The following is a 10,841-nucleotide window of genomic DNA, read 5'->3' on the forward strand; positions in this document are numbered from 1 at the left end:
AACTATGAAAACGCAAGGGGTTAACCTTGAAAATACCCCTATGAAAGATTTGGGAAGACTTTCCAAACTTATGACCATTGTCGCTGTTGCTATTTTATACGCTTCTATAACGGGCCTTACACAAGAACACAAGGGGACTCAGGTGGATCAAAGATAAACTCTTATTCTTTGATTTCAGCGATCTTTTAAACTACCTGAAAAAAAGTGAGGGGGAGTATGAGACAAAATAATTATGATTTAACATTCTAAAACTTATTAATTCCAGTCTTTACCATAGAAAACATTCCTCAACAGTTGGGCCGTTTTATCAAGAAGATGACAATAGCGCAACGTTGTTTTCGTTTTACAAAAATTCTGAATAAATTTAAATAATGAAATAATATAAAAATAAAAAAACAATTTCGAAAACTGAATAGAACTATTTTTCTTAAGGCTATGACTTATGACCAGCCCTAGACAATATGTTGCGCTTTTCTGTATACTCTTTGAGTACTTATTTTTTTACGCGATGGAACTAGAAAAAAAACAAAAACAGATGTTAAGCGCAAAGAAGATTCACGGATTCAAGTTTTTACTTTAGGGTGTCGGTTAAATATTCACGAATCTCATGTCATGGAAGATCTGGCAATTCAAGGCGGCCTGAAGAATGCTATCATTGTTAATACTTGTGCAGTAACAAAAGAAGCAGAGCGCCAATCTCATCAAGCTTTACGTAGCGCTAGAGCAAACAATCCAGATGCTTACATTATCGCCACTGGGTGTGCGGTTCAGCTTAATCCTGAATCTTTTGCTGCCATGCCAGAGGTTAATCGCGTTATCGGAAATGATGGAAAATTAAAAAAGAAAGTTTTATTCAAGATTTTCCTTATCGTGTGTCTGTTGGACCATTAGAACGCACCATTCAAGAAGATTTTCCTATTCTTGATCATTTTAAGGGAAAAATCCGCGCTTTTCTTCAAGTGCAAAATGGATGTGACCATCGGTGTGCTTTTTGTAATATTCCAAAAGCTAGAGGGCGAAGCCGCAGTGTCCCTTTGGGAATTGTGGTACAACAGATTCGAAAGTTACTTTGCTGCGAAACTCAAGAAATTGTGTTAACAGGGGTAGATCTTACTGCTTACGGTAAAGACCTTCCTGGATCTATGTCTTTAGGGCGCATGGTTAAAAGAGTTTTAATGCAAGTTCCAGAACTTAAACGATTACGCTTATCTTCCTTGGATTCCATTGAAATAGATGAACCTTTGTTTGAGGTGTTGGCTCAAGATGAAAGAATGTTGCCCCATCTCCACTTAAGCTTTCAGTCTGGGAGCTCTTGTATTTTAAAGCGCATGCAGCGTCGTCACACGCCAGAACAAGCTTTAGATTTTTGTCATCGTATTCGTCAGTTTCGTCCAGAAATTAATCTTACTGCCGATTTTATTACTGGATTTCCGGGGGAAACAGAATTGATGTTTGAAGAAACTTTATCTTTTATGAAAGAGGCAAAGCTTGGAATCTGTCACATTTTTCCTTTTTCACCTCGTCCAGGTACTTTGGCAAGCAAGTTAGATGGTCATCTTCCAAAATCTGAAATTAAAGCGCGAGCCAAACATTTGCGTCAAGAAAATCAGCGTTTATTCCAAGAAATGCTTAAAAAAAAGCTGAACACTATTCAATCTGTTTTAATTGAAGAGGGAGCCTTTGGGTACACTAACGATTTTATTCGCGTTGTCTTAGATTCAGATTTAGGATTACGTCAAAGCATTCAACAAGTGCGCATGGTTGAATGCACTGAAAAAGGATGGAAAGGCGTGATATGTTAAAAGAATAAAAAGGCAAAACCGATTTTAAGGAATTTGGAGCTTTAACATTTTTTGGAAGTGCTTTTTAGATCTATAAACGCTTTGAATACGTTTTATCATATTCTTGCAAAAGTCGTGTATAAATAGAAGAAAGGTCGTGAAAGTCGCTTACTTTCACACGTTCATCGATTTGATGGATAGTAGCTTCTGGCATTCCAATTTCTAAAACTGGCGCTAAATTTTTTAAGAATCGTCCATCTGTCGTTCCTCCCCTTGTTGTATATTTTGGCTTCAATCCAGTAACATGACTGATAGCGTTAGAAGCGCATTCTATCCACAGCACATCTTGTGTTAAAAAGCTGGATCCGTGCAATGTAAGGTCAAGAACGTAGGAATTTCCGTGCTTTTTACAAACATGGTGAATATAATTAGAAACAGAATCAAAATTTTGATAAGGGTTAAACCGAATTCCAAATTGAGCCTTTGCGTAAGAAGGAGACACGTTCATTGCTATCGCTGGAGGCTCTATCCCGATCAGATTAAATCTTGAGGATTCAAAATTTTCGTCTCCTTCATCTAAAGTTTTCGAAACAAGCTCAAAAAGACACTGAACGAAACGGGGCATAGGATTATCACACAGGTCCGGATAGGCAATGTGACCTTGAATACCTGGATAGGTTAATGTTCCTGTGATGCTTCCCCTTCGACCAATTTGCAATACCTCTCCTACAAAATTTCCCGTAGGTTCCCCAATCAGGATGTGGTCAATTTTTTCTTGCTTTTCTTGAAGCCAAGGGATCATTTTTTGAATTCCATTCACTCCTGGCCCTTCTTCATCACTAGTAAGCAAGATGCTATAGGAACCATTTTGAGGGGAAGTTTTTAGGTGGTTCCATAAGCTGTGTAAAAAACATCCGATGGCTCCTTTCATATCTGCAATGCCTCTACCGTATATCCACCCTTGTGAGTGAGTGGGATGAAAAGCAGGAAAAGACCACTGAGCTTGAGGGCCAGGGGGAACCACATCGACATGTCCTGCAAAACATAAGTGAGGCGCCTTGGTTCCCCAACGTATATAAAGATTTTTAGTGTCTTGCCATTGAAGACAAAAAATTTGTTCTGTAGAAGCTCTAAATAATTCTATAAGCTCATCAAAAATTCCTCCATCGCTTGGGGTGACGCTTGCACAACTAACAAGCTGGCATGCCATAGTAAGGGGGGAAGCATCCAAAGAAAAAAGCATAAATAGTTACGCAAAAATTTTTATTCTACTGTTTGAACATAATCATTTTTTTCTTTTAGGTCAACAATTCATTAAAAAAAAATATTAATAAAAAATTGATTTGCTTTTGAGATTATTTTAACAGCATTACAAAAACAGATATTATATATTATATTTTATAGAAATTTGTTTTAAAAAAAACGAAAAACTTGACAAAAAGTGATCGATGTATTATGATTTCCTTAAGTTATTTTTAATAATCACAAGTTTGATTAATGTTAGGATATGGCGATATAAAAATACAAGAAACTCCTAATCCTTTGTCCGTTAAATTTGTTATTCCTTTGGGAGTAACCACAGGAGAATATATCTCGTTTTTTTCCAAACAAGAAGCTCAACACATCCCTGTATTAAGGCAAATCTTTGAGCTTCCTGGAATTCAGCATATTTTTTTAGCTCCAGATTTTATGACTATTACCAAAGACGAGGAAACTCCTTGGGGTCTCTTACAAAGTATAGTTATGTGTATCCTAAATCATCACAGAACAGATTTTCCCCTAAAGGAACTGACCTCATCTTGTGCTTTGGAGAAAATAACCACAAAAGAGCCTCCCTGTTATACACAAGATGAACAAAGCATTATAGAAGAAATTGAGGCATTAATTGCAACCAGAGTGCGTCCTAATGTAGAAGCAGACGGGGGGATTATTCAGTTTCATTCTATGGACATGGAACGAGGAATTGTTTATGTACGTTTAGAAGGAGCGTGCTCTGGGTGCCCTCACTCAAAAGAAACATTAACTTACGGAATTGAAAACTTGCTTAAGCATTACATTCCAGAAGTTCAAAGTGTAGAGGAGATATTAGATGATACATCGTTTTATTATTCTGATTAATATAGGAATATTTTTGGCTCCACTGTTTGCAAATTCTGAAAAAAAACTCTGCAAAGACATTGAAAGCACTTACCGTGCGTGGGAAAAAAAACAAAATCTTTCTTATAGAAAAAAAAATTTATTCGCTTGATGTGTTTAAGGGTTTGGAAAGAAAATTACCGCATTTTACACACTCGAATGGCTTTGTTGAATGTTATGAAAAAAAAGCACCAGAAAAAAATTTTTGACTCCTCAAGAAAAAAAGTTTCTGAGAAAAGCTTGTGAATATTATAAAGTATCTGATTGGAGGTATTTGGTTGATCGCATAGATGTTATCCCTATTTCTATGGCCGTTGCCCAAAGTATACAAGAATGTGGCTGGGGAAAATCTCTGGGATGTCTTAAAAAAAATGCTTATTTTGGGATGACAAAGGGAAAAGAGTGCTATCAATACAGCACTCCAGAGCGCAGTGTTCAAGCGTATGTAAGGACACTTAATACGCACAAAGGATATAAGAATTTTCGCGCAATACGCCGAATGATGAGAGAGAGAAATCAAGAGCTTCTTGGGTGTATTTTAGTGAAAGAACTTTATAGCTACTGTCAAGATCCCGGGTACCCCAAAATCATCCAGTATATCGTAAAAAAATATCGACTTTCTGTTTTTGATTTAATGATGGAAAATATGCATCGCTGTATGGTAAAGAACAATAGATTCCGTCAGGAAGATTTAGACTTTAAGCAGTACTGTTTTCATCTGGCAAAGCACTCTGAAGGGGTTAAAGTCCTTGCAAAAGTACTGTGGAAAAAAATCTACAAAAATTTTTCTGAATTATTTTCTTCCGCTGCTTAATTACCAAAAACTAATTTGATTCTTGAACTAGGAAGCATAACCCTTCCCTCCAAAATGAAGAGACCGTCCCTTTTTCCAAAGAATAAGCAAAAGCGTTAAGATAAAAAATTAATAAAAAAAATCTATAAAAGAAGAGTAGGCCTTGCAGGACTTGAACCTGCGACCCTCTGATTAAAAGTCAGATGCTCTACCACTGAGCTAAAGGCCCTCTTCGATGATCAGTATCGTATATTTGATATCAAAAGTCAAGCATCTGCGGAAGAATTATCTCACTTAATTTTTATAAAAAGTGGAGCAGGGTGTTAAATAATGAATGTGCTTAAGAACTATTCATTTTTATTAAATAAAGAATACTTTGTATGGCTTTGAATAAAATTATAATAATTTATAATAATTTAACTTTTTCTCTTAATTAAGTTCAGATGATTTTTTTAAAACCTCACCTCTATAAAAAAAGCAAGCCAACAGATTAACCAAAGGCTTGCTCTTTACTTTTTTCCTAAAAAAATCGCAATGATACAGTTAAAAACAAAAAACTGTTCTAAGCTTGCGTGTCAATTCCTAAAAGCTGCTCATCGTATTCTACTGGATGCCCATCTGCAAATCGAACCTCTTTTACTCGCCCAGAAACCGGAGACTTTATAATATTCATAACCTTCATAGCCTCTATGATAAGAAGAGGAGTTCCCACCGTTACCTGATCTCCAGCTTTGACTAAGGGGTCCGCACCGGGCTTTAATGCCACATAGGCAGTACCAACCAAGGGAGATCTTACCCAATACAAGGTATCCTGCCTTACACTGCCCTCTGAAGAAGATAAAATCTGTTCCTTTACAGGTTCAGGACCGCAAAACGAAGAAGGATCGATATTTCCAAGAAACTTAGAATCTTTAGCTCTCTTTGATAATTCAACAGAGTGCCGGACACCAGAAATCTCTTGTTCATAACGCACAGAACTCAAAGAAGACTTTTCCAGCAATTCTATTAACTCTTTTAATGCGCTTAAAGTTGCTTCGTCTAAAAAACGCAGCTCTTGATTTGATGAAGCTGTCATGCACTATACACCTTCCACATGTGTGCTTCATTATAACAAAAAAAAATACTTTACAAGAGCAAAAAGTAATTTATTGCTAAGGTTTATTTTAGTTGAACTTAAAAAGTTCAACTTTTTTCTAGAAAATAATAATTTTTTAAACAATAAAAAAACTTTTTTGCAATTAAGGTATCTCAAGGCACTATTTTTTCTAAATTTAAACCATTTCTCAATTAAATAGTATTTTTTGGCCCATCATTTATTAATCATACCCATTAATGTTCATTAAAAGAAGTTTTGCCCCTTCATTTACCCACTGAGAGCATCCTTTTTTACTACTTTTGCTGTACAAATACGCCTCTTTAAAAAATCGTTCTAACAGGGTATAAGGATGATGCATAGAAACCTCACAAATGTATTCATCTGATTTTTGATAAGTTTTGATGTGTTCGGCAAAATCATCTTTTAATATTTTTTGAAAATTATAACGCACACTGTGGTCTATAAAAGGTTCTTCACGTGGAAAGTTTTCGTTATTCAACATTTTTAAACAAAAAGTTCTAAACTTATCTAAAATATTTTTGTTTTCTTCTGAAGGGCAGTAATAATAGTCTTCAAGAAATTTTTTTTCGTCTAAAAAAAATAGGTGGATTGATACCAAAGCTTAACCTTGAATAAAAATATTTCCTCAAAAGATCCGGAATTGTTTTGAGAACATAGGTGCTTTTTTCTTGTTGGATTAAATTTTTTTTAAATTTTTCTGTTTGTACACTGTGATTGATTTCTCCTAACAAAACTTTGTACCAAGATTTTAACTGATCAGAAACAATTTTTTCTCCCTCTATAACCTCTTGATGAATATTTTGTATTCCTCCGTAATGAGTACTTAAATAGTTCATAAACCCATTACACGTTTTATCACTGAAATTCCTAGTATTTTTCGTAAAATAAAAAATGTCATTGTCTAAATCAAAATTTTTTGGAATCGATTCTATTTTTGATGAAAAACCTATAAAATTTTTGTAAAAAGAAAAGAACTTTTCTATTTTTCCAAGCAATTGAGATAATTTTTCGTTGTCATTGATTTTCAAAAAATTCGAAATCTCATCAATTTCAATCTTTTCATCCCGATCAATTAGTCTTTTTAGGTGACCAGAGTTGAATTCTTCAACATCTATCCCGCAGCTTTCAAAAATTTTATCAAGCTCATTCATTTCTTTTTTTAACTCTCCAGATCTTTCGTTTTTTGCTTCTTCTAAAGCTTTGTTCAGTTTTTTCATTTTAAAACTGTTCAACGATCTTAAGTGTTTAATGTAATGTTCAGGAGAAAACGTTTCCAATAGGTACAAAAAATATGAAAAACTATCTTCTTCTTTTGTTCTTATAAAATTTTTATCAAAAAAATCTAAAGCAGCTTGTTTATCTGGCAAATCATCGCTTTTTTGTAAATCATTCAAAAATTTTAAATATTTGCTTAATGTTTTGTATTGATCGTCATAATCTCTAAGCTTATTTTCAGACCGCTCTTGATCAATTAAGTCTTTAAAAACTAAGAACGATTTAAATTCTTTGTTCACAAATATGCAAGAAAGATTAGAGCGAACTCTTTTTTTTAACTCTTCAGGCAGAGTGAGAAAAAAAGTTTTTGTTAGGCTTAAATAGTGTGAAAAAAGCTCTAAACTTTTAGGAGCGTCTTCAGGTTTTGGTAAAATTTTTTCGATAAATAAATTTTGGTGTTCTGTAGGAAGAGAATTAACCGATTCCATAATAAATTTTAGTAATCTGTTAGAGCAATGGAAAGAAACAGGGTTTTTGTTAACGTAAAAAATAGCAAACGTTATCGTTCTGTTTTCAAAAAACAACTCAATATTTTTGATCTTACGAATTAACGCTCTTTGTAATGTTTCGAAATTTCCATCATCGAGCAAAAGTTCATGATCATCAGTCGCCTCGTCAAAGGCCTTACTTAAAGCATTGCTTAATCTTTCTGCATCTCTTAGATTTAAAATTTTTAAAACTCTGGAAAAGTCGTTGGAAAAATTTAGATCATCCGCACTCAAAATAGACCAAGGAAGATCATAATGGGTAGATCTTCCTTTATTTAGTGAAAAAGTCAAAATATTTTCTAAAGTCTTGAAATCAATATTCTTTAGTAAAGCATCTAAAGGAGACTTCAAGCATAAAAGATCAGATTCCTCAAGTCCTCGGAAAGGAAAAGCCCATTGTTTTTTCTTTATCTGAATACGGTTGAACGCATCGAGTAACGCAAAAAAAACTCGAAAAAAATAATCTGCATTTGCGCTTAATTTTTCTACTACAGAAAAACGTTTTAGGGCATTAAAGGCATGGCACCCGTAAACTAGACGATAAGAACCTTTTTCTTCTTTTAAGTTCAATAACGCCAGCAACGCATTGCTTAATGCATTTTCTCTAGATTTTTCTAAGTTATCTAAGGCATTATGAATAATTTTTTTATTAACAATGCCATTAACAAAATTTTTTTGAAAAGCATAATCCAAAATGGCTAAACTTTTTCCCAAAAGATCAAAAAGATTTTCACTAGGACTTCTTATAACGCGCTCTGTTAGACAAATAAAATTTTTTATTAGAATATTAGGGTCAGAAGAGCACAAGGTTTTTAAAGCATAACAAGTAAATTTCGGATCAATGCACCTTAAATTAAAAAGAACAGTGAAAAGGCGAACTGGACCAACAGACTTAAACGCGTTTTTTAACTCATTTTCCTCACAAGTATTACGGTTTAAAAATTTTTGGTCATCAAAGCAGGAATGAACGTATCTTGCATTTTTTGCAACACGCTCAACAGATTCCAATTTAAAATCAGTCGCCTTTAGAATATCAGACAGGGCGCGATTCACAGCATCTAGTTTAACACTGGTGCCGTCAACTTGATAAACACCATAAATATTTTGAAGAGAGCTTTGAAAAAAAAGCCCCCAAAAAACACTTAACCAACAAAAAGATACTCTTTTTTTCATAGTGAAACAGACATATAATCCTACTCTTCTAGTTATTATAAAATAAATAGCATAGTCAATACACCAAAAAAACAAATAATAAACTTTTCTTAAACGTGCAAAATTAATCTAAAGTTTTTATTTTATACCAAAACTAAAAAGTCAGATTTTAACAATCGCCTTTAACATCGATTAACTTTAACTGTTTGATTTTTTAGAATGAACTGTCCTATGCAACAAAATTTTTTATCTATTTTTCTTTCTAAAAAATACTTCAAAGAATTCAGTTGATTACAATGGAAAAATACCCTAAAGTAAAAAAGTTAACGTTCCCGATACCGAATTCTTCCCTGAGACAAATCGTGAGGACTGAATTCAACTAACACTTTGTCTCCAACAGAAACCATAATACGATTAGTACGCATTTTCCCAGCAATGTACGCATTGACTACTTGATCAGAACCATCTAACTGAATAGAAAAACGCGCATTCGGTAAACACTCTAAGACAACTCCTGTAAACTTTAATATATCTGTTTTGGCCATACCATAAATACACGCATACCACTGGGTGGAAGTATAAGGAAATTAATCACTTTTGTCTAGTAGTCTTAAACCGTAACAGTACTAAGACGCATCGCCCCATTAAAAGTGCACCTGCAAAAGTTTGTTCAGCGTTTTAAAAGATGATTGAGATAAGTTAAAAAAATATTGAAATCGAGAAATCTTTTTCGAAATCGCACTTTTCTAATCATACCAGATCCCCTTACTAGATGGGCAGGTGGGGTGCATTACAAATTGACCGCACTGCAACATAAAGTAGAGCCCGTATGAATTGGCTCAAGTACTTTCAAGATTTTCTATTGTTGCGTATATCTGAGTATCAGGATGTTGTACTTGATATGTAGCCACAATCTCTCTACAGGGAGTAACTTAGGTGAATACTGTATATTCTTGGAACCATCAAGCCCTTTGATCTATGCCACCCAGCTTGATCCACGATAATGCTCTCTTATCCTTCACAAATACTTTGGCTAGATCCATACTCCCCCTCACTTTTTTTCAGGTAGTTTAAAAGATCGCTGAAATCAAAAAATAAGAGTTTATCTTTGATCCACCTGAGTCCCCTTGTGAAGTTTGAATACAAAGGTGCTCTGACCTTCAAAGGCTTTTTAGAGGTGCCGAAGTTGGCCAATGGATTATCTTTTATACGGATAAAAAAAGGGATCTTGTGGTCACACAAATAAGTCAAACAAATAAGTCAAACAAATAAGTCAAACAAATAAGTCAAACAAATAAGTGATCCAATCTTTGCCCACAAATTCGCGATCAGCTGAAAAGGAGAGAATTTTATCGACCCCAAAGATTTCCTTAAATTGATTTAATAAACTGATGCGTGCTTGGGGGGGCGAATTTTTCTGGTGATCAAGTATGCTCCAAAACAAAGGAAATGTAATCTTTCCAACTCTAACAGCTAGTACGAGGCAATTGATATTCTGCGTTTCAAACTTCCAATTGGTGCCATCGAGCATTAAATGCATTTTAGGAACTGGCTCCCAAATACTTGATATTAAGGCTTTTGAGAAGAGTCCAGAATCAATTCCTTGTCCTTTTAAAAAAACGCTTGACGCGTTCAAGCTTGGATTTTATTGAAGGTGGAGAGTTCATCTTGTGGATCAGCGCAGGATGCTGAACGTTTCGCTGATCGATAAGTACGAAGGTTTTAAAAGTCTCTGCGCGGGAATTGTGAAAAGCTAATAGTTTTGTTATCTTATTTATTAAGGATGATAGGTTCATTTGCATTAAACATTGTTGTTTGTTTTTAATAAAATAGTCTATCTTTCGGGTCTTTTAAAGACCCTTCAAAAAAGTGAGGGGGAGTATGATGAATGATGACATATTCAGTAGATTTTCGGCATAGAGAGTTAGAAATCAGAAAGGAAGGAGAACTAAGCCTTGACCAGGTGTGGGCTTTAATAAGGTTAAGGATGAAGTGTAGCGGTAGAAAGTAAAGCTAACTACAAGGGATACGGAGTATTACGGTTATTTAAATGTCTGGTGCTACAGTTTATGGAAGATATGTCTGATCGTGAACTTGAG

The 10,841-nt window shown here is 34.5% G+C and carries 13 protein-coding genes and 1 tRNA gene; 5 read left to right on the plus strand and 9 right to left on the minus strand.

Annotated elements, in window-relative coordinates; genetic code table 11:
* Positions 1 to 561 precede the first annotated feature (561 nt).
* Positions 562 to 891, plus strand: coding sequence for a hypothetical protein (locus HE1_RS06370; RefSeq protein ID WP_278243117.1), 330 nt, complete (start codon positions 562 to 564; stop codon positions 889 to 891).
* Positions 873 to 1,802, plus strand: a complete 930-nt coding sequence (locus tag HE1_RS01860) for a MiaB/RimO family radical SAM methylthiotransferase (protein ID WP_052567208.1) — start codon at positions 873 to 875, stop codon at positions 1,800 to 1,802. The genes HE1_RS06370 and HE1_RS01860 overlap by 19 nt, the downstream gene beginning before the upstream one ends.
* A 70-nt stretch (positions 1,803 to 1,872) precedes the next feature.
* Here HE1_RS01860 and dapE read toward each other — a convergent pair whose 3' ends face one another.
* Complete coding sequence (gene dapE, locus HE1_RS01865; protein ID WP_006288702.1) at positions 1,873 to 3,024, minus strand: succinyl-diaminopimelate desuccinylase; 1,152 nt, start codon at positions 3,022 to 3,024, stop codon at positions 1,873 to 1,875.
* 254 nt (positions 3,025 to 3,278) lie between these two features.
* Here dapE and HE1_RS01870 point away from each other — a divergent pair, with 254 nt between their 5' ends.
* The 3 genes from HE1_RS01870 (at position 3,279) to HE1_RS06375 (ending at position 4,731) form a co-directional block, all read left to right on the plus strand.
* Complete coding sequence (locus HE1_RS01870) at positions 3,279 to 3,899, plus strand: NifU family protein (protein ID WP_006288699.1); 621 nt, start codon at positions 3,279 to 3,281, stop codon at positions 3,897 to 3,899.
* A 26-nt stretch (positions 3,900 to 3,925) separates the two neighbouring features.
* Positions 3,926 to 4,126 carry a hypothetical protein gene (locus HE1_RS08025; RefSeq protein ID WP_162480181.1) on the plus strand — a complete coding sequence of 67 codons (201 nt, stop codon included), beginning with the start codon at positions 3,926 to 3,928 and terminating at the stop codon, positions 4,124 to 4,126.
* Positions 4,127 to 4,191: 65 nt separating this feature from the next.
* Complete coding sequence (locus tag HE1_RS06375) at positions 4,192 to 4,731, plus strand: glucosaminidase domain-containing protein (protein WP_052567210.1); 540 nt, start codon at positions 4,192 to 4,194, stop codon at positions 4,729 to 4,731.
* Between the two features lie 136 nt (positions 4,732 to 4,867).
* Here the strand turns inward: HE1_RS06375 and HE1_RS01880 are convergent.
* The 8 genes from HE1_RS01880 to HE1_RS08035 form a co-directional block, all read right to left on the minus strand.
* Positions 4,868 to 4,939 (minus strand) — tRNA-Lys (locus HE1_RS01880).
* Positions 4,940 to 5,272: 333 nt separating this feature from the next.
* Positions 5,273 to 5,785, minus strand: coding sequence for an acetyl-CoA carboxylase biotin carboxyl carrier protein (locus HE1_RS06380; protein ID WP_006288692.1), 513 nt, complete (start codon positions 5,783 to 5,785; stop codon positions 5,273 to 5,275).
* A 241-nt stretch (positions 5,786 to 6,026) separates the two neighbouring features.
* Positions 6,027 to 6,425, minus strand: a complete 399-nt coding sequence (locus HE1_RS09315) for a hypothetical protein (RefSeq protein WP_035544107.1) — start codon at positions 6,423 to 6,425, stop codon at positions 6,027 to 6,029.
* Complete coding sequence (locus HE1_RS01895; protein ID WP_035544109.1) at positions 6,379 to 8,763, minus strand: hypothetical protein; 2,385 nt, start codon at positions 8,761 to 8,763, stop codon at positions 6,379 to 6,381. Before HE1_RS01895 ends, HE1_RS09315 begins: the two co-directional genes overlap by 47 nt.
* 302 nt (positions 8,764 to 9,065) lie before the next feature.
* Positions 9,066 to 9,287, minus strand: coding sequence for a translation initiation factor IF-1 (infA, locus tag HE1_RS01900; RefSeq protein WP_006288689.1), 222 nt, complete (start codon positions 9,285 to 9,287; stop codon positions 9,066 to 9,068).
* A 466-nt stretch (positions 9,288 to 9,753) separates the two neighbouring features.
* A complete protein-coding gene (locus tag HE1_RS08030) occupies positions 9,754 to 9,936 on the minus strand; it encodes a hypothetical protein (protein WP_206537215.1) in 183 nt (60 codons plus the stop codon).
* Between the two features lie 79 nt (positions 9,937 to 10,015).
* Positions 10,016 to 10,378, minus strand: a complete 363-nt coding sequence (locus tag HE1_RS01905; RefSeq protein ID WP_052567212.1) for a hypothetical protein — start codon at positions 10,376 to 10,378, stop codon at positions 10,016 to 10,018.
* Positions 10,338 to 10,544 (minus strand): hypothetical protein, encoded by a 207-nt coding sequence (locus HE1_RS08035; protein ID WP_162480185.1) that lies wholly within the window; start codon positions 10,542 to 10,544, stop codon positions 10,338 to 10,340. The genes HE1_RS01905 and HE1_RS08035 overlap by 41 nt, the downstream gene beginning before the upstream one ends.
* Positions 10,545 to 10,841 lie beyond the last annotated feature (297 nt).

The organism is Holospora elegans E1 (genome assembly GCF_000648275.1).
GTDB lineage: Bacteria > Pseudomonadota > Alphaproteobacteria > Holosporales > Holosporaceae > Holospora > Holospora undulata_A.